16 protein-coding genes are annotated in these 19010 nt (G+C 63.0%); 5 read left to right on the top strand and 11 right to left on the bottom strand.

The genetic code is table 11. The features are described from left to right. Positions 1-5 precede the first annotated feature (5 nt). Both AC13EY_RS15635 and AC13EY_RS15640 read left to right on the top strand, forming a co-directional pair. Positions 6-1094: an NADH:flavin oxidoreductase/NADH oxidase gene (locus AC13EY_RS15635; RefSeq protein ID WP_228245984.1), complete on the top strand. Its 1089-nt coding sequence runs from the start codon at positions 6-8 to the stop codon at positions 1092-1094. Between the two features lie 79 nt (positions 1095-1173). Further along, positions 1174-1794 carry a flavin reductase family protein gene (locus AC13EY_RS15640; protein ID WP_096004906.1) on the top strand — a complete coding sequence of 207 codons (621 nt, stop codon included), beginning with the start codon at positions 1174-1176 and terminating at the stop codon, positions 1792-1794. Positions 1795-1796: 2 nt separating this feature from the next. On the opposite strand, the gene AC13EY_RS15645 is transcribed toward AC13EY_RS15640, so the two are convergent. From AC13EY_RS15645 to AC13EY_RS15670, 6 genes are all read right to left on the bottom strand, one after another. Beyond that, positions 1797-2129, bottom strand: coding sequence for a DUF3325 family protein (locus AC13EY_RS15645; RefSeq protein ID WP_228245985.1), 333 nt, complete (start codon positions 2127-2129; stop codon positions 1797-1799). Beyond that, positions 2126-3700, bottom strand: a complete 1575-nt coding sequence (locus tag AC13EY_RS15650) for a PepSY-associated TM helix domain-containing protein (RefSeq protein WP_228245986.1) — start codon at positions 3698-3700, stop codon at positions 2126-2128. The genes AC13EY_RS15645 and AC13EY_RS15650 overlap by 4 nt, the downstream gene beginning before the upstream one ends. Continuing rightward, positions 3697-3999 (bottom strand): iron transporter, encoded by a 303-nt coding sequence (locus tag AC13EY_RS15655; protein ID WP_228245987.1) that lies wholly within the window; start codon positions 3997-3999, stop codon positions 3697-3699. The genes AC13EY_RS15650 and AC13EY_RS15655 overlap by 4 nt, the downstream gene beginning before the upstream one ends. A 97-nt stretch (positions 4000-4096) precedes the next feature. Then, complete coding sequence (locus tag AC13EY_RS15660) at positions 4097-6154, bottom strand: TonB-dependent receptor domain-containing protein (RefSeq protein ID WP_228245988.1); 2058 nt, start codon at positions 6152-6154, stop codon at positions 4097-4099. Between the two features lie 141 nt (positions 6155-6295). After that, positions 6296-7639, bottom strand: coding sequence for a HAMP domain-containing sensor histidine kinase (locus AC13EY_RS15665; RefSeq protein WP_482890426.1), 1344 nt, complete (start codon positions 7637-7639; stop codon positions 6296-6298). After that, complete coding sequence (locus AC13EY_RS15670; RefSeq protein WP_228245990.1) at positions 7627-8334, bottom strand: response regulator transcription factor; 708 nt, start codon at positions 8332-8334, stop codon at positions 7627-7629. The genes AC13EY_RS15665 and AC13EY_RS15670 overlap by 13 nt, the downstream gene beginning before the upstream one ends. Before the next feature lie 189 nt (positions 8335-8523). Here AC13EY_RS15670 and AC13EY_RS15675 point away from each other — a divergent pair, with 189 nt between their 5' ends. Both AC13EY_RS15675 and AC13EY_RS15680 read left to right on the top strand, forming a co-directional pair. Next, positions 8524-10113 (top strand): ABC-F family ATPase, encoded by a 1590-nt coding sequence (locus tag AC13EY_RS15675; RefSeq protein WP_228245991.1) that lies wholly within the window; start codon positions 8524-8526, stop codon positions 10111-10113. Positions 10114-10376: 263 nt separating this feature from the next. Continuing rightward, on the top strand, positions 10377-12587 hold the full coding sequence (locus AC13EY_RS15680; RefSeq protein WP_228245992.1) for a TonB-dependent receptor domain-containing protein: 2211 nt from the start codon (positions 10377-10379) through the stop codon (positions 12585-12587). A gap of 27 nt (positions 12588-12614) precedes the next feature. On the opposite strand, the gene AC13EY_RS15685 is transcribed toward AC13EY_RS15680, so the two are convergent. The 4 genes from AC13EY_RS15685 to AC13EY_RS15700 all read right to left on the bottom strand — a co-directional run bounded on the left by AC13EY_RS15685 (position 12615) and on the right by AC13EY_RS15700 (position 17681). After that, positions 12615-13313, bottom strand: coding sequence for a DUF1294 domain-containing protein (locus AC13EY_RS15685; protein WP_228245993.1), 699 nt, complete (start codon positions 13311-13313; stop codon positions 12615-12617). 42 nt (positions 13314-13355) lie between these two features. After that, entirely contained in the window at positions 13356-14504 is a 1149-nt protein-coding gene (locus tag AC13EY_RS15690; protein ID WP_228245994.1) for a glycerate kinase, read from the bottom strand. Continuing rightward, positions 14504-15862 (bottom strand): GntP family permease, encoded by a 1359-nt coding sequence (locus AC13EY_RS15695; RefSeq protein WP_228245995.1) that lies wholly within the window; start codon positions 15860-15862, stop codon positions 14504-14506. Before AC13EY_RS15695 ends, AC13EY_RS15690 begins: the two co-directional genes overlap by 1 nt. Before the next feature lie 712 nt (positions 15863-16574). After that, positions 16575-17681: a sugar diacid recognition domain-containing protein gene (locus AC13EY_RS15700; protein ID WP_088275852.1), complete on the bottom strand. Its 1107-nt coding sequence runs from the start codon at positions 17679-17681 to the stop codon at positions 16575-16577. 95 nt (positions 17682-17776) lie between these two features. Between AC13EY_RS15700 and AC13EY_RS15705 the strand changes: the two genes are divergently transcribed. Continuing rightward, positions 17777-17983 carry a PA3496 family putative envelope integrity protein gene (locus tag AC13EY_RS15705; RefSeq protein WP_228245996.1) on the top strand — a complete coding sequence of 69 codons (207 nt, stop codon included), beginning with the start codon at positions 17777-17779 and terminating at the stop codon, positions 17981-17983. On the opposite strand, the gene AC13EY_RS15710 is transcribed toward AC13EY_RS15705, so the two are convergent. Next, on the bottom strand, positions 17977-18927 hold the full coding sequence (locus AC13EY_RS15710; RefSeq protein ID WP_323133555.1) for a LysR family transcriptional regulator: 951 nt from the start codon (positions 18925-18927) through the stop codon (positions 17977-17979). The genes AC13EY_RS15705 and AC13EY_RS15710 overlap by 7 nt on opposite strands. Positions 18928-19010 lie beyond the last annotated feature (83 nt).

A 19010-nucleotide genomic window follows, 5' to 3' on the forward strand; every position in this document is an offset into this window, starting at 1 on the left:
TATCCATGTCAGCCCTGTTTCAACCCTTTACTCTCAAGGACGTATCCCTGTGCAACCGCATCGCGGTCCCGCCAATGTGTCAGTACTCGGCCAACGACGGCCTGATCAATGAATGGCACCTCGCCAATTACACCAGTCAGGCCCGTGGCGGCGCCGGTCTGGTGATCGTCGAGGCCACCGCCGTCTCACCGGAAGGCCGCATCACCCCCGGCTGCGCCGGTATCTGGAACGACCAGCTGGCCGAAGCGTTCGTCCCGGTGGTGCGCGGCATCAAGGCCAATGGCGCGGTGCCGGGCATCCAGATTGCCCACGCCGGGCGCAAGGCCAGCGCCAACCGCCCCTGGGAAGGCGACGACCATATCCCCAATGACGCGGCCAACGGCTGGCAGACCATCGCCCCATCGGCCATCCCCTTCGGCGCACACCTGCCGAAAGTTCCCGAAGCAATGACCCTGCAGGACATCGAGCGGGTCAAGGCCGATTTCGTTGCGGCCGCACGCCGCGCCCTGGCAGTCGGCTTCGAGTGGCTGGAACTGCACTTCGCCCACGGCTATCTGGCCCAAAGCTTCTTCTCACCGCACGCCAACCAGCGCACCGACGCTTACGGCGGCAGCGCCGATAACCGCAGCCGCTTCCTGCTGGAAACCCTGGCCGCCGTGCGCGAAGTCTGGCCGGAACATCTGCCACTGACCATCCGCTTTGGCGTCATCGAGTTCGACGGCAATGACGAGCAGACCATGACCGAGTCGATCGACCTCACCCGCCGCTTCAAGGCCGCCGGCATGGACATGATGAGCGTCAGCATGGGATTTAACATCCCCACCGCCAAAATCCCCTGGGCTCCGGCGTTCATGGGCCCGATTGCCAAGCGCGTGCGTGATGAAGCCGGCGTGCCGGTCTCCTCGGCCTGGGGCTTTGGCGAGCCGCATATCGCCGAGAAAGCAGTACAGGACGGTCAACTGGATCTGGTCATGGTCGGCAAGGCGCATCTGGCCAACCCGCACTGGGCCTACCACGCCGCCCGCGAACTGAAGGTGGAGCGCCCATCCTGGGTCATGCCGGCACCCTATGCCCACTGGCTGGAACGCTACTGATCCACAGCCACCCCTTGCGCGCGCCGCCACGGCGCGCTGCAATGGCAGGCAACCAATCAGATAACCGGATGGGGGCAACATGCAGGACAACAGCTACTACTATGAACCCGCGCAGGGCCACGGGCTGGCCCACGACCCGTTCAATTCCATCGTTGGCCCCCGCCCGATCGGCTGGATCAGCAGCCGCAGCAGCGACGGTATCCTGAACCTCGCTCCCTACAGTTTTTTCAATGCGTTCAATTACATACCGCCGATCATCGGCTTTGCCAGCATTGGCCACAAGGACAGCCTGAGCAATATCGAGCAGACCGGCGAGTTCGTCTGGAACCTCGCTACCTTGCCGTTGGCCGAGGCGATGAACCAAAGCTGCGCCGCGGTGGCGCCCGAGGTCGACGAGTTTGCGCTGGCGGGGCTGACCGCGTTGCCATCACGCCAGATCGACGTACCAAGGGTAGGCGAAAGCCCGGTCTCCTTCGAATGCCGCAAGACCCAGATCATCCAGCTGCAGAGCGCGGCGGGCGATGCACTCAATACCTGGCTGGTGCTCGGCGAAGTGATTGGCGTCCATATCGACCGCCGCCTGCTGGTCGACGGTGTCTACCAGACCGCTGCCGCCGAGCCGATTCTGCGCGGCGGCGGCCCGGCCGATTACTTCCGCGTCGAGACGGGCGCGCTGTTTCGCATGCACCGCCCCGGCTGAACTCACCCCGACATGAACACTGGCGCCAGCAGCACGCCCAGCAGTGGCAAGCCTAGCGCCAACCTTGGCGCATAGGGCAACAGCAGTAACAGAACCAGGCCGCACAGCGACAGCATGCCCAGCCAGCCGACCAGCGCCATGCTGGCTGGCCAGATCTGCAGACTCAGCAGCATTGCCAGCAACAGCAGCAACACGCCCAGCGGGCGGCACCAGGCTCGCAAACTCGGCGGCGCCGCTGCAGCCAGTTGCTTCCAGTGCCGCTCCGTGCCCAGACACAGCGCCAGCATGCCGGCATAGCTGGCGCTCAGCGCCAGACACAGCAGACTGGCGTTCATGACTGCACCTCCGCCATCACCGCAGGCGCTCGTCGCGCAGCCCGAACCGTTGCCGCCGGCCGCTTTGACACTTTCCACGCGGCCAGCGCCAGCAAGGCTCCGAGCCCAAACCCGGTCAGATCAACCCCCAGTCGAATGCGGTCAGGAACGGCAAGCGCGGTTTGCAGATCCAGCAGTGGCACGCCCAGCAGCAGCACCGCACTCGCCGCCAGTTGTTCCAGCCAGCCACGCAACGGCGCGCGCAGCCGTGCATGCAGCAGTGCTGCCAGCCAGGCGCCGAAGAATACCCGCAACTCCCAGCCCTCACGCTCGGCCAGATCCGCCGGCAACAGGCGATTGGCCCACAGCAGCGCCACGCAGGCCAGCATCAGTCCGCCCACGCAGGCCAGATTGAGCCACTCCACCTGACGCAGCCAGACGCCCTGTGCCGCAGACTGCCGTCGCCGCTTGACGGTATACAGCACCAGTCCGCTGGCGATCATGGCGCTGCTGACCAGACCACATATGAAATACAGCCAGCGCATGGGGTAACCGCCAAACTGGGCAAAATGCAGCCCCGCCATCACTTTTTGCACCAGCAGGCTGGTGCGGGTTGGCGGCGGCGCGCGCAGCAGCTCGCCGGTGATCGCATTGAAGGCCAGCGCCTCGCCCTTGGTCAGCTCCAGACGACTGCCAAGCAGCGGCCGCACCTCGACCCGCGCATTGACGCGGCCCGGTTGACTGACCGACAGAGAGGACAGCATGCCGGCACCGTAATGGGCTTCGCCCAGGGCAATGAACTGCTCCAGCGGCAGCATGGCGGCGCTCGCCGCCGGCACCTCACGCGATGGCCGACCGCCCTCGCCCCCGCGCGCCGCGCCCTGTTGCTGCTGGGCACCCGGGCGCAGCTCGCGCAGCAGCGCATCGCGATCGCCGTTGTACAGCGCATCGGTTGCGGCCGGCATGTAGATCAGGAAGAAGATCACCAGACCGGTGTAGGTAATCATCAGATGGAACGGCAACAGCAGCACGGCGCTGGCGTTGTGACCATCCAGCCAGCTGCGCTGACCCTTGCCCGGGCGGAAGGTAAAGAAGTCCTTGAAGATCTTCTTGTGGATGATGATGCCGCTGATAATCGCCACCAGCATTGCCATCGCTGCAAACCCGACGACCCAAATGCCGAGAAAGCGCGGCATATGCAGGGTGTAATGGAAACGGAAGAAGAAACTGCCTCCTGCGGTCTCTCGCGGCGTTATCTGCTCGCCGCTCTCGGCGTCGATCAGCGTGCGCTGGCCACGCCGCTGTTCACCCGCCGAGACGCTCAGCCAGGGATCGCGCGCCGTCGGCAGGCCGATATTCCAGGCACTCGCCGCCGGATGGTTGGCTTCCAGCCAGCGCTGGGCAACCTGCACGGCACTGGCCTGATCGACCTGCCGGTCCTGCAGTTCCGGTTGCATCCACCAGTTCAGCTCCCGATCAAACACCGCCAGGGTGCCGGTCAGAAAGATCGCAAACAGCAACCAGCCCAGCACCAGGCTGGCCCAGGTGTGCAACGCAGACATCGACTGGGTCAATGAGGGTTGGCGACTCATACCTCCCCCCCTGCAAACCAGTGCGGGCCAAAGCCGATCAGCAGCAATACCAGCGTCACCGGCAGCGCCCAGAGCGCGCGCCGCAACGGGCGGGCAAATACCCAAAGCACAAACAAGGTGTAGACCGCAAACGACAGCAGCGTCGCGCTGATCAGTGCATCGACCCGCTCCAGCGGCAGCAACCGGGCCAGAGCTGCGGTCACGCTGTAGGTGAACAGGTAACCGCCCGGAACAGCCAGCAGAAGGCGGCCAAGGGTCCTTGGCCACACCGCTGTCGTCGAGAAAACCAGCTTATTCATCCAACACACTCCTGCAGGGCGAGGGCCCTGACGCAAAACGCAGCCCGCCCGCTAAGCGGGTTCAGCGGGCGGGCTGACAGACAGTCTGACCGGCGGATCAGAAATCGACCGTCATGCCCACCGTCAACCGGCGGCCATCGAGTACCACGCCGTAGCTGTCGTTGGTCACTTCCTTGTTGGCGACGTTGTAGAGGCCGGCCTTGACGTTGACGTTGTCGGTCAGGCGATAGCCCGCGCCGATATCGACAAAACCGTATCCGGGCGTGCCGTCCGACATGCTGGTGCGGCCCATGTAATCGGAGGTTTTGCTGCGATAGTTACCCTGCAGCCAGGCGTTCAGGCGCGCATTGACGTCCCATTCCAGCAGGCCGTTGAGCATATGGCGTGGCTGCCGGTTCAGAGGCTCGCCCTTGAACTCGCCGGACTTCTGCTCGGAACGGGTAAAGGTGTAGCTGCTGGAGAGGTTCCAGTTCGGCTGGAAGCGGTAGTCGAACGTCAGCTCGACGCCCTGCATAACGGCCTCGGAGATGTTCTGGCGGGTGCTGAGGAAGAAATAGTTGTTGCCACCGAACGAACAGGTCCAGGTCGCCGGATCGTTGCGATCACCGTTGGGGCTTTCGCACAGGCGGTCCTCGGCAATCTTGTCCTTGTACTGGGTGTGGAACAGCATCGCGCTGGTATTGAGTCCCAGCGTGGCGTTGTCGTAGACGTAACCGATCTCGTAGTTGGTGCTGGTTTCCGGCTTCAGGTCCGGGTTGCCGATGATCAGCGCGCGCGGATGCGGCGCTGGCGAGCCGCCGCCACCAGTGCCGCGACCAAAGCCCTCGGTCGCATCCGACAGGGTCGGCTGGCGGTAACCGGTAGACACCCCACCCTTGATCACCCACTCCGGGTTCAGCCGGTAGACGCCGTACAGACGCGGCGACAGCTCGCCACCAAACAGCTCGTCATCGTTGTAGCGCAGTCCGGTGGTAACAGACAGATCGTCGGTGAGCGCCCAGTCCACCTCGGTGTAAAGCGCCGCAATCCAGCGATCGACGCTTTTTACCGCTCCCGGAATGTTGGAGATCAGCAGGCCGTTGGTTTCATCAACAAACTCCTCCTGCTTGTATTGCCCGCCGAAGGTCACCACGTGATCACCCCAGAAGTAGCTTGCCTGGGTATTGAGCAGGCTGACCTCCTCCTGCTTGGTGCTGCCGGTGCCCGGCTTGTCGGACACATCGTGCTGCAGGAAGCTGTTGATGATCAGGTCGCCATAATTGCCATCATGGCTGAAGACATACACATCCTTCTCGTAGCGGTAAGTCGACGGATCAGCGTCAGCCGCAATGCTCTTGCCCGGGGTATGGGTGTATTTCAGCTCGGACGCGGTGTAGCCGAGGCTGAAGCGATTCTGCTCGTTGGGTGTCAGGTAGAACTCGGCGCCACCCTGTTTGCGGGTGCTCTCCGGCATGCTGGCGGCGGCATCGCCACCACCGATGTAATCGCTCTCGTCGGTGCCGACATAGGTGCCGGTGAACTGCGCACCGAGCAGGCCCTGAATGATCGGACCGGCCAGATAGAAATCAGCCTGCTGCGCGTCGCTGCTGATATCGTTCATGGCGCCGGTGTACTCGGTCGAGATGCTGCCGGCCCATTCGTCACCGCCGCGACGGGTGATGATATTGATCACCCCGCCCATGGCTTCAGAGCCATAGAGCGAGGACATCGGCCCGCGGATCACCTCGATCCGCTCGATCATCGAGATCGGCGGCAGGCCGATCTGCTTGCCGCCATCGGCACCGTTGGTGTTGACCATGCGGCCGGCGGAAATCGGCCTGCCATCGACCAGATACAGCGTATAGGTGTCATCCATGCCGCGAATGCTGATGTCCTGCATATTGCCGCCGCCGGTGACGAACACACCGGGGACGTTACGCACGGCATCGGTCACATCGGAGTAGGACTGCTTCTCCAGCTGCTCGCGGGTAATCACCGAGATGCTGGCAGGCGCATCGGCGATGTTCTGCTCGTAGCCTGCGGCGGTCACCACGGTAATGGGCTGCAGCTCGACCATTCCGTCGCTTGTCGTATCCTCGGCTATCGCATTGACCGACAGCCCCAACGCAGCGGTCGCCACCGCCAGAGCCAGTTGCTGGCGCTTGAACATTCCCATGCACTTCACTCCCCTATGACAGAATTCAGCAGACAGTCACCGAGCCATTCCCTGCGCTGCGCCCCCGCGAGAGAGGACGGCAGAGCTCGATTCGCGACAAATGCTAATTATTCCTATTTGAGAGTAAAGCGCATTTACAAACTATACAGCTGGCAGTTGCATGCAGATTCGCAGTCCGGGTTGACCGTTTTCCGCCCAGATATGCCCCTGCTGCAGGTTGATCTGACGCTGCGCGATGGCAAGCCCAAGACCAAAACCGTCGCCATCCGGCCGGGCCTTGTTCAGTCGGGCAAAGGGCCGAAAGATAACCTGTAAATCCGCCTCGGCCACGCCAGGCCCCTGATCGGCAAGGCACAGGGTCCAGCAGCCGTCGGCCTGCTCGGCACTGAAAAAGACCCGCCCCTGCGGCGGTGAGTGGCGAATGGCATTGCGCAACACGTTTTCCAGCGCCTGCGCCAGCGCGTTCAGATTACCCAGCACTTGGCAGCCCTGCGGCAAGGCGGTCACGATTCGCTCCGGCTGCCAGCCCGACTCGAGCAGGGCGTCCTCGCGCAAAACATCCCAGAGCGCATTGACATCAACCGCGTCGCAATCCAGCCGCCCGGGCACGCTGTCGAGCCAGGCCAGCTCCAACGTACTGTCGACCAGCTCTCGCATGTTGCCGACTTCGCGCTCCAGTCTGTTACGCAGTTCGGGCAACGGCAGTTCGGTTTCGGCTGCCACACCCAGCCGACTCAGAGGGGTGCGCAACTCATGGGAAAGGTCTCGCATCAGTTGGCGCTGCTGGGCGACCGACTGACGCAGGCGCAGGGTCAGAAACTCCAGCGAGCGCCCCAGCTCACCAAGTTCGTCACGACGCCGTGCCAGCGATGCCGGCAGCAGACTTTGCAAGGGATCGGCACGCATCGCGTTGGCCTGTCGACGCAAGTGCTCGAGCGGCGAGATAAGCAGCCAGTAAAGCAACACGCAGAACAATACCGCGAGCAACCCGGGCACCACGTACAGCAGCAGCAGATTGAGCAGCGCGCGCTGCCCCCAGGGTGCCAGTGCCTCAGGCAAACGCAGAACCAGGTAATGAGACTGATCCGGCAGAGGCACCCGGATGGTCGGCCGACCATCGCCGCGGCGGCTCATAAGCCCATCATAGTCACGGACAAAGCCGAGCATGCGCCGCTGCCGCTCGGTCAATGCCTGCCCTGCCAGCGGTCGTCGATCCTCGTCCACCAGCACCAGCAACTCCGGCGACACCTCAATGCGTTGCCTGCGCCAGCGTTCCAGTGCGTCGGGCCCTTCAGCGAGCGCCTGCGCGGCCTCGGCGGCATAGCCCTGCAGGGTACCGAGTGCCCGGTCCGGCAGAAAGGACAGATAACGATCAATACGTGCGCTCAGGTAATGGGTCGCGCTGATCAGACTCAGGCAGAATCCAGCCACCAGAATCACCAGCGGCCAGAATAGCGAACGCTGCCCCGGCATCAGCGTAGCCAACTGAGCAGATAACCCTGCCCCCAGACCGACTCCAGCCGCAGGTTGTGTATTCCGGCCTGGGTCAGCTTGCGACGCAGGTTGCTGATATGCATGTCCAATACCCGGTCATGCCGGGCGTAGCCGCGGCGCAGCACCTGCTGGTACAGAAAGGCCTTGGTCAGCACCTCATTCATTTGTTCGTACAATACCTGCAGCAATCGAAACTCGGTCGGTGTGACACTCAACCAGCAATCCCCGCAACGCACGCGCATGGCAGGCTCATCAAACGCCACCAGATCGTCGTTGGCTGCCGGCGGCACAACGCAGTCGCGCTCCCGCTCGTAGGCCACCCGACGCAGGATGGCGGCAATCCGCACCTGTAACTCGCGGGTGCTGAACGGCTTGGGCAGATAGTCATCGGCACCGCCGTCAAACCCGGCAATACGGTGCCCTTCATCACCCTGGGCAGACATCATCAGCACCGGTATGGCGTGCTGGCGCCGCAAACGCCTGAGCAGCTCCATCCCATCGATGCCGGGCAGCATCACATCCAGCAGAATCAGGTCGTAGGCTGTCCGCTGCGCCAGGGTCAGGCCGCTGTCGCCATCGGCAGCAACGGTGATGGCGAAACCCGCGCGCTCAAGCGACGTTTTCAGATGGAGACCCAGAACCGGGTCGTCCTCGATAGCCAGAATGTGGGGGTGAAATGCTTGCACGGCGCGCCTCGTTACAAACGATAATTGTTTGCACCTGTAAAAATACTGCATCAGAGCACTGCAAAGCAAACGACCTTCGGTCGGCGCGGCCCTGTCGCCGCGTCAACGCAACCGCTACAATGCGCGGCTTTGCGCCGCCCCTCGCGGCTGCCCTTTCAGTCCGCTTCTTTGCTCAGCCAGGATTCTCCCGTGATCGCCACCGCCAACATCACCATGCAGTTTGGTCCCAAGCCGCTGTTCGAAAACGTTTCCGTCAAGTTCGGCAACGGCAACCGCTACGGCCTGATCGGCGCCAACGGTTGCGGCAAGTCGACCTTCATGAAGATCCTCGGCGGCGAGCTGGAACCCTCCGGCGGCCAGGTCATGCTCGAACAGAACGTGCGTCTGGGTAAGCTGCGTCAGAACCAGTTTGCCTACGAAGAGTTCAGCGTGATCGACACTGTGATCATGGGTCACGAGGAGCTGTGGAAGGTCAAGGCCGAGCGTGATCGCATCTACTCGCTGCCGGAAATGAGCGAAGAAGACGGGATGAAAGTCGGCGAACTGGAGGGCGAGTTCGCGGAAATGGACGGCTACACCGCCGAATCCCGCGCCGGTGAACTGCTGCTCGGTCTCGGCATTCCGCTGGAACAGCACTTTGGCCCGATGAGCGAAGTCGCCCCCGGCTGGAAGCTGCGTGTGCTGCTGGCCCAGGCGCTGTTCTCCGATCCGGATGTGCTGCTGCTGGACGAACCGACCAACCACCTGGATATCAACACCATCCGCTGGCTGGAAGACGTACTCAAGGCGCGTACCAGCACCATGATCATCATTTCCCACGACCGTCACTTCCTGAACTCGGTCTGCACCCACATGGCCGACCTGGATTACGGCGAACTGCGCCTGTTCCCCGGCAACTACGACGAGTACATGACCGCCGCCACTCAGGCGCGCGAGCGGCTGCTGTCGGACAACGCCAAGAAGAAAGCCCAGATCGCCGAACTGCAGACCTTTGTCAGCCGCTTCTCGGCCAACGCCTCGAAGGCCAAGCAGGCCACCAGCCGCGCCAAGCAGATCGACAAGATCCAGCTGGAAGAGGTCAAACCCTCCAGCCGCGTCAGCCCGTTCATCCGCTTCGAGCAGTTCAAGAAGCTGCACCGCCAGGCGGTGACCCTGCAGAACGTCAGCCAGGGCTTCGACGGCGAAGCCCTGTTCAAGGGCCTGAACCTGCAGATCGAAGCCGGCGAGCGAGTCGCCATCATCGGCCCCAACGGTATCGGCAAGACCACCCTGCTGCGCACCATGGTCGGTGAACTGGCACCGATGGCCGGTGAGGTGAAATGGGCCGAAAGCGCCGACATCGGCTACTTCGCGCAGGACCACGCCGACGACTTCAAGGACGACTGCACCCTGTTCGAATGGATGGCGCAGTGGACCCAGGGCGGCGAACAGCTGGTGCGCGGCACCCTCGGCCGCATGCTGTTCTCGAACGACGAGATCGGCAAATCGGTGAAGGTGATCTCCGGTGGTGAGCAGGGCCGCATGCTGTTCGGCAAGCTGATCCTCGGCAAGTCCAACGTCATGCTGATGGACGAGCCGACCAACCACCTCGACATGGAGTCGATCGAAGCGCTCAACCTGGCGCTGGAGAACTACCCGGGCACGCTGATCTTCGTCAGCCACGACCGTGAGTTCGTCAGCTCGCTGGCCACCCGCATCATCGAGCTGTCGGAAAATGGCGTGACCGACTTCTCCGGCAGCTACGACGACTACCTGCGCAGTCAGGGCGTGCTGGTCTGATCCGACCGGCCGCCAACACTCCGCCAACCACTGCCGGTGATTGGCGGGCGCGCCGCCTGATTACTTCCTGCTGAGGTATTCGCAGTGCAGACCTGCCATAAAGGCAAGTTTGCCGCCCCGTCGCCTTTACAGAATTTACACTCCCATCCAGGTCCTGAACTGCGGGGCCTGCGGGATACGTACACACTTGGACACACTCTGCACGACACGCTCTCATTTGCAACTGATTATCATCCGCGGATATTTTCCGATGGAGATCGTGTATGTTCCCCTTCCGCCGCCGCTCACTGCTGGCCAGCGCTGTTGCTCTGGTCGCCTCGACACCTTCTCTGCAAGCCGACGAAGTGGTTACTCTCGACAACCTGGTCGTGACCGCCTCGGGTTTTGAGCAAAAGCTCACCAATGCCCCCGCCAGCATCAGCGTCATCAGCCAGCAAGATCTGCAGCAGAAGCGCTACAACAGCCTTGCCCATGCGCTGGGTGACGTCGAAGGCATCGACATCGGCCAGGGCACCGGCAAAACCGGCGGCCTCAACATCAGCATTCGCGGCATGCCCAGCGAGTACACCCTGATTCTGATCGACGGCCGCCGTCAGAATGCCGCCGGCAATGTCACACCAAACGGCTTCAACGAAACCTCGACCAGCTTCATTCCGCCACTGTCGGCGATTGAGCGCATTGAGGTCATTCGCGGTCCCATGTCGACCCTGTATGGCTCGGACGCCATGGGCGGCGTGATCAACATCATTACCCGCAAGGTCGCTGACGAGTGGACCGGCTCCCTGACTCTGGACCACACCCTCCAGGAAAACAGCGATTACGGCGCCACCAGCAATGCCAGCGTGTATGCCAGCGGTCCGCTGGTCGAAGACCTGCTTGGCCTGCAGCTGCGCGCCAGCGCCTTCAAACGTCAGGAGTCCGACCTGACCTTTGGTAACGGCAGCGAGGTCAGCAAGCGCGGCCCCTCACCCGTTGATGGCAACAACCGCAACCTGGGTGCCCGGTTGACCCTGACGCCCCATGAGAATCACGATTTCAGCCTCGATCTGGAGCAAGGCCGCCAGCGCTACAACAACGACGAGTGCCAGCTCGGCACCCTCGACGGCCTGAATCGCTCCTGCACCGCCGCCAGCGACACAGCCAATGGTTACGCCGACGAACTGCGCTTTGAACGTGAGCAGATTGCCCTGACCCATACAGCCCGCCTGGGCATCGGCACACTGGACTCGAGCATCACCCACAGCACGACCGAGACCATCGGCCGCACCCTGCCCGGCAGCCCGATCGGCAGTCCATCAGGGATTCCCGGTAGCCTGGCCGGTGATGACCGCGAACTGGAAACCACCAACCTGATCTTCGACAGCAAGCTGGTCACTCCCATCGGCGATAATCACATCACCACCGTCGGCGCCCAATGGTGGGAAGCCGAGATGACCGACGGTATCGCCCTGGAGGACTTCGAGCAGAAAACCTGGGCCGTATTTGCCGAGGACGAATGGCAACTGCGTGACGACCTGGCACTCACCCTGGGCGCCCGCTATGACGACCATGACGCCTTTGGTGGCCATATCAGTCCGCGCGCCTACCTGGTCTGGAATGCAACAGACAGCTGGACCCTGAAGGGCGGCGTCAGCCGCGGCTACCGGACACCGGACCTGAACGATCTGCACGACGGCGTCAACGGTATCAGCGGTCAGGGCACCGTTGTGACCATCGGTAATCCCGAGCTCGAGCCGGAGACCACCACCAGCACCGAAGTTGGCGTGTACTACGACAGCTACGATGGTATCAGTGCCAATGCCACGGTGTTCCACAACACCTTCGAGGACAAGATCGCCAATGGCAACCCAGTGAGCGATCCGCTCTGCGCCGGCAACGCTGGCGGAACCTGCTCACAGCTGGTGAATATCGATGAAGCGGTTACCCGCGGTCTGGAGTTGGCAGCACGCTGGGAAGTGGCGCCGGCATGGACCCTGAGCGGTAACTACACCTATACCGACAGCGAGCAGAAAAGCGGTGCCGACAAGGGCCAGCCGCTGACCAACACGCCGCAGCACCTGGCCAACGCCAAGCTGAACTGGCAGGCCAGCGCCCGCATCGACCTGTGGCTGCGTGGCGAATACCGTGGCGAGCGAGCCCGCTTCTCCTCCAGCTATGCCAACCTGGCCAACGCCAACGGCAGCTACTCAAGCAACCAGGCGCTGTACGATGCCCTCGGCAAGAACACCAAGGCGTATACCCTGTTCCACCTGGGCGGCTCGCTGCAGGCAACCGAGAACCTGACGTTCAACGCAACCATCTACAACCTGTTCGACAAAGACTTCCTGAAAGGGCAAACCTACACGACCTACACCAGCTCTGGTGCAGTTGACGGCAGCGCCTTTGGCAGTGACTACATCGTCAGCGGTCGATCGACCACCGGTGTGCTGGAAGAGGGACGACGCCTCTGGCTGTCAGCCAACCTGACCTTCTGATCGCCAGGCCGGTCGTGCGGGCGCTGCTCAGGTTGGCAGCAACCCGCCCAACAGGGTACTGTCCAGCACCAGCCAGTCGAGCCAGGCCAGCTGGTGCAGGGCAACAATCAGCCAGAACAGAGCCTGAAAGGACGCCTTGCGGGTCTTGTGGCGAAGCAGCTGCTGGGCCACCAGCGCGCCTGGCCAGCCGCCCAGCAGCGCAGAGAGATGCAGAGTCTTTTCCGGCGTGCGCCAGCGCCCCGTCTCGGCACTGCGTTTATCGAGCCAATACTGAACAAAGCTGACGACGCTGACCACGGCGTAGGCTAACAGCCACCAGGGCTGACCCTGTTCCAGCCACAGCTGCAGGCTGCCGAACAGTGGCAGTATGCAGAGCAGCGCCAGCACCACCAGCTTGGCACCCCGATTATGTACCCGGTGCCGGTGCCGCCCGGGACGGCGCGCGGCCCCGCGGGTCGGCGTCGGCGTCGGCGCGCTGCGCTCGCGCGGCTTGCGGCGAATGGCCGGGCGATCCAGCGCCAGCCCCTTACCACGCATGTGCTCGGCCCGTCGTCGCCCCTGCTCGTCGGCGACGGCCACAAAGCGCACCGCCATACCGGTCACCGGCCTGGCGTCACCGCGCATGACCGAAATATGGGCAAACACCCGCTCACTGCCGTCATCGGGCTGAATGAAACCGAAGCCCTTGGCGTCGTTCCAGTTCACCAACTTGCCGCCCTGCTCCATCCACATCCCTCCCGCGTCTCTGCGCCGGAGTATAGCCCGCCCTCAGACGCGCCGGGCAGCCATGCCCGCAATCTGCCAAAAGCGCGCCAGGTCGGCGGCGCGGGCACTGAGCTGGTCGGCGGCCTGCTGCATGGCCTGCTCGAGACTGAGCGGTCCCGGTGCCAGACTGAAGGCCGCGCCGATGCCTTCGGCATAGAGGCGCTGATAGCCTTCACCGAGACTGCCAGCCAGAGCAATGACCGGCACGCCGGCGGCACGGGCAATGCGCGCCACCCCGACGGGCGTCTTGCCGTGCAGACTCTGGCCATCCAGCCGACCCTCACCGGTGATCACCAGATCGGCACCCTGCACGGCCTCGGCCAGCCCGGCCAGCTCCGCCACCAGTTCAATACCGGGGCGAAAGCCTGCCTTGAGCACCGCGCGGGCTGCAAAACCGAGCCCGCCAGCAGCGCCAACGCCGGGCAGGTTGCGCAGATCCTCGCCCAGAGTCGACGCCATAACATCGGCATAATGGCCCAGCGCGGCGTCCAGTTGGTCCACCTGCGCCGGAGTCGCGCCCTTCTGCGGGCCAAATACCGCCGAGGCGCCACGTGGCCCACAGAGCGGATTGTCGACATCGGCGGCAACCAGCACTTCAACCTGCGCCAGCCGGGTATCCAGTCCGGTCAGGTCGATATGGCGCAGCCGCGCCAGCGCCTCGCCGCCCGGTGGCAGATCCCCACCATCGGCATCCAGCAGGCGCACACCAAGTGCGCACAGCAAACCGGCACCGCCATCGTTGGTTGCGCTGCCGCCGAGGCCCAGCACGATCCGCCGCACTCCGGCATCCAGCGCCGCGCGGATCAGCTCGCCGGTGCCGAAGCTGCTCGCCCTCAGCACATCGCGCCGCGCCGGCTCGACCCGATGCAGTCCGCTGGCCTCGGCCATTTCGATCACAGCCCGACGCCCCGGCAACAATCCCCAGTTGGCGGTTACCGGATCACCCAGCGGGCCGCTGACCTCGGTCCATTGCCGCTCGCCCCCGGTCGCGGCCAATACCGCATCAACCGTGCCTTCGCCGCCATCAGCCATCGGGCAGAGCAGCAGTTCAGAATCAGGATAAACCCGCGCCCAGCCCGCCGCGATGGCTTCGGCGACAGCACGGGCACTCAGGCTTTCCTTGAACGAATCAGGGGCGATAACCAGTTTCATCAGAGCAGTACCAGACTCAGCAGCCAGACGGTGATAATGCCGGCGATGCCCTGCATCAGGGTGCCGAGGGTTTGCGCACGGTAAGCGGTGCCGACACTCATGCGGCTGAACTGGGTCACGACCCAGAAGAAGCTGTCGTTGGCGTGGGACACGGTCATCGCGCCGGCCCCAATGGCCATCACGCAGAGCACCCGGCCCATCTCGCTATCCAGCCCCAACTCCGGCAGCAGCGGTGCAACCAGCGCCGAGGTAGTCACCAGCGCCACGGTAGTTGAACCCTGCGCCGACTTCAGCGCAGCAGACACCACAAACGGCATGAACAGCCCGATACCCAGCGCCGACAGGGTCGCCCCCAGATAGTCGCCCAACGGCGTCACCTTGAGCATGGCGCCGAAGGCACCGCCGGCACCGGTGATCAGCAGAATCGGAGCGGCGGCCTGAATACCCTCCAACACGCGGTCATGGAACTCCTGACGCTTGTTGTCCGCGCGCAACAGCGTGCAGGCCAGCGCCAGACCGACTGCCAGCGCCACAACCGGCTGACCGAGGAAGGCCAGCAGCGTGTAGACGAAGCCCTCACCCACCGGCTTGGCCGGCAGATTGGCGAGGGTGCCCAGACAGATCAGGCCGATCGGCAGAAAGATCGGTGCAAAAGCCTTGGTCGCGCTCGGCAACACACCGTATTTGGCCCGGATCTGGGCATAGTCTTCAGCGTCCATCACGTGGGTGCCGTTGTCTTCCAGCGGGATGTCCTTGCCGATAAACCGATTGGCCCACCACATCCCGGCAAAGGCAGTCACCAGCGACACCACCAGACCGACCAGTATCACCAGACCAAGGTTGTTCTCCAGCCCCAGATTACCGGCCGCGGCAATCGGGCCGGGGGTCGGCGGCACAAAGGTGTGGGACGCGTAGAGGCCGGTCGCCAAGGCCACGCTCATGGCGATGACCGAGACCTTCATGCGCGCGGCCAGAGCATTCTTCAGCGAGTTAAGGATGACGTAGCCCGAATCACAGAACACCGGGATCGACACCAGATAGCCGATGATCGACATGGTCAGCGTCGGGAAACGCTCGCCGAGCAGCTTGATCACCGTCTCCGCCATGGTGATTGCCGCGCCGCTGCGCTCAAGAATCACGCCGATGATGGTCCCCAGCACAATGACAATGCCGATATAACCAAGGATGCCGCCAAAGCCACCGGTGATCGTCTTGACGATCTCCATAGTCGGCACCTGATAGGCGAAACCGGCCAGCAACGCCGCCGCCAGCAAGGCAAGAAAGGGGTGTAACTTGAGGCGCGATGTCGCCAGAACGATAAAGGCAATCAGGGCGACCAGAATCAGTACCAGACCCATGCTGAACTCCTTTTTATTGTGTTTGCCGCGATGGGCGGCGATGACAACGGCCATTGTCACCCAGCCTGCGGGACAAAAGCCTTATGCCCACGCACAACAATAGACGGGAATTAGCAACGCATTCTTGTTCGCTCGCCCAATAGCAATGAACCTGAAACTGGGTAGATCCGCTCTGGTTAGGGGGCGGTGGCGGAGAGCAAGACCAGTCGGAAGTGACGTGCTCGCGAAAGCGTGTAAACCATCAGTCGCAGCGAACCGACTACAGCATGAGTGCGACTGCCAAATCAGCTTTTCGCCTTTTACGGCGAGCCAAGGGGGGCCGCTTGCCCGGCCCCCCTTAGCGATCCCCCGGGGCACCCGACTACGCGGACCTTCGGGTTCGCTGCGTTGCTCGATTTATCGGGGAGTCATAAAACTCGTCGCTGCGCTCCTCAGACAGCCTATGACTCTTTTTCCCGATAAATCTGCGCTACTCGCCCGCGTAAACGGGACGAAACCCGGTGCACACTCCACCATCCAAGTCTTTGGCAGTTTGCCAGAGCGCGATAATTAGGCGTGTGTTAGCAGCCGCTTCTGGCGCAAAACAAATCAGCAGACATAAAACACTGACCCGGACGAGAGCATCCTGACGGGCGCTCCCACGCAGGAGCGTGGGACCGATCAAACGCGGACCGCCTATTCAAGTAAGAACGTAGCGGCAGCCGCCACCCAACTACTCCGGAAACAACGCCAACCCGATACTCAACAGCATTCGATCCGTCATCCGATCCAGATCCAGCCCGGTAATCTCGGCAATCCGGTCCAGCCGGTAGCGCAGGGTATTGCGATGCACCTGCAGCTGCTCGGCGCAGGCCTGAGTATGGCCATTGTGCTGCAACCAGCTGCGCAGGGTGGCCACCAGCTGACCATTGCCATCGGCCCGGCGCAGCGGCTGAATCGGCGCCAGCAGTTGCTGCACTGTCCAGCTGCCCTGCTGCTGATGGAGCAGCACCGCCAGCCGATTGTCGGCCAGACTGACCATACGCTCGGACACCCGCATCTCCTGCACATAATCGCGCAGACTGATCAGAGCCTCGGTCGCCTCGCGCAGATCCGCGAGCGACGTGACCGCCTCGGCCAGCAGCACCCGGCCCACCGGCCAGCCCCGCTGATCGGCCTGCTCCAGCCAGCTGCGGCGCGGAGGTTGCGGCTTGCCACTGCGCAACCAAAGGACCTCGTGCAGCCCGAGCGGAAGAATGATGTCGTGCGGGTGACGGGCACGCATCAGCGTCACCAGTTGCCCTTGGGAATGCTGATGGTCGCTTTCTGTAGCCAGGCACAGCAAACAGCACTGCAGCGGCCATTTCCAGCGCATGCGCAGGCGTTCCGCATCCTCCTCCAGACTGGCTACCGGGTAGCCACGCTCCAGCAGGTTGACCAGCCAGGCCTCCTGCTGCTGACCGCGCCAGTGCTGCTCTGCCTGCAACACGCGCTGTTCGACCAGCATCTCGGCGGTCATGCGCAGCAGCTCGGCAAACGGCCTGACCTGCTCTGGATCACCGGTAATACCCAGCACGCCAACCAGCCTCCCACCGTGCAGCAACGGCAGGTTGATACCGGGTTTGACGCCCTGCAGACAGGCTGCCGCCTGCTCGTCCAGCGCCACTACCCGCTGGTTGGCAAGCACCAGTTGGGCGCCCTCGTGCCGGCTGTCGATGCGCTCGGCATCGCCGCTGCCGATGATCACTCCCTGGCGATCCATCACATTGACGTTGTACGGCAGGATAGCCATCGCTCGATTGACGATGTCCTGGGCCAGATGACGGTCCAGTTCAAACATGCTCGTGCTCCTCAGCGGCTGTCATCACCGCGTCATGCTCTGAGGCCATGCTGACTCCGTGAAGCCAGAACACCACTGACTCGGGAGATGCCAACATGGCCTTTGATCCGGAATTTGCAGGTGACTTCAACTCCGCCGTGGACCAGCGCCGCGAACGCCGTCGCAACGAAGACAAGAAGCGCATGGCCTATCGCCGCGCGATCGAGGCCTATCGAGAAAGCCAGGCCCTGCAGGCCTCCTTCAGCGACTTCCCCGAACTGCTCGGCCAGACCGATTTTCATCGTTCGCAGCGCCTCTACTGAATCGCAGGCGACGGTTCGAAGGGTTCTGCCAACTGCCGGATCAACGCCTTCTCCTCGCGCAAAAAGGCGAGGAAGGCCTCTGCCACCGGGCTCAGGCGCTTGCCTCGGGCATGCACCGCACACCAGCTGCGCTTGAGCGGCAATTCGCTGATATTGAGACAGACCAGTTCCCCCTGTCGTATCCAGGCCGCCGCTGCATGCCCCGGCACCAGCGCCACCCCCAGCCCGGCAATTGCGCCCTGCACCAGCGCCTCGGTCGACCCGAGCTGCATGGTCTGGCCCAGATGTACCCGCTTGAGCTGAAGAAATTCGTCGCAGGCCTTGCGAATGCCCGACCCGCTCTCGCGCTGCAGGACCATTTCCTCTTCCAGTCTAGCCAGCGGAATCTGACTCTGCCGCGCGAGCGGGTGATCCGGCCGCACCACCGCCACGATCGGGTTGTTGAGGAACGGGAAGAACTCCAGGGCGCGATCCGCCGGCACCAGCCCCATAATCACCAGATCATCACGGTTGTCGGCCAGACGCTGAATGATCTGTGCCCGGCTGGTTACGTCCAGTCGAAAGGTAACCTGCGGGTAGCGCTGGCGGAACGCAGCCAACAGATGCGGCAGGACGTATTGCACGCTGCTCGCCGCCGCCAGGCGCAACTCGCCACGCAGGCTGCCTTCCAGCGTCGACAGGTTCATATCCAGGCTTTCCAGCCGATCAAAGATGTCAGCAGAGGTCTCCAGCAACGACTCCGCAGCCTCGGTCAGGTACAGCTTGCGGCCAACATATTCGAACAACGGCAGACCGACCTGTTCTTCAAGCTGGCGAATCTGCAGGCTGACCGCCGGCTGGGTCAGTGCCATGGTTTCGGCCGCGCGGCTGTAGGAGCGGTGCTCACACACCGCGCGGAACACCTGCAACTGGCGCAGGGTCATTCGCAGCAAAGATTTGCGCATGATGGTCTAGCCTTGATGAACGGAGCAGCTTTGTATGGCCGCAGTATATATAAGCAATCACTTATATATAAGCCAAGTATTAT

Source organism: Halopseudomonas sp. L-58 (assembly GCF_056859475.1).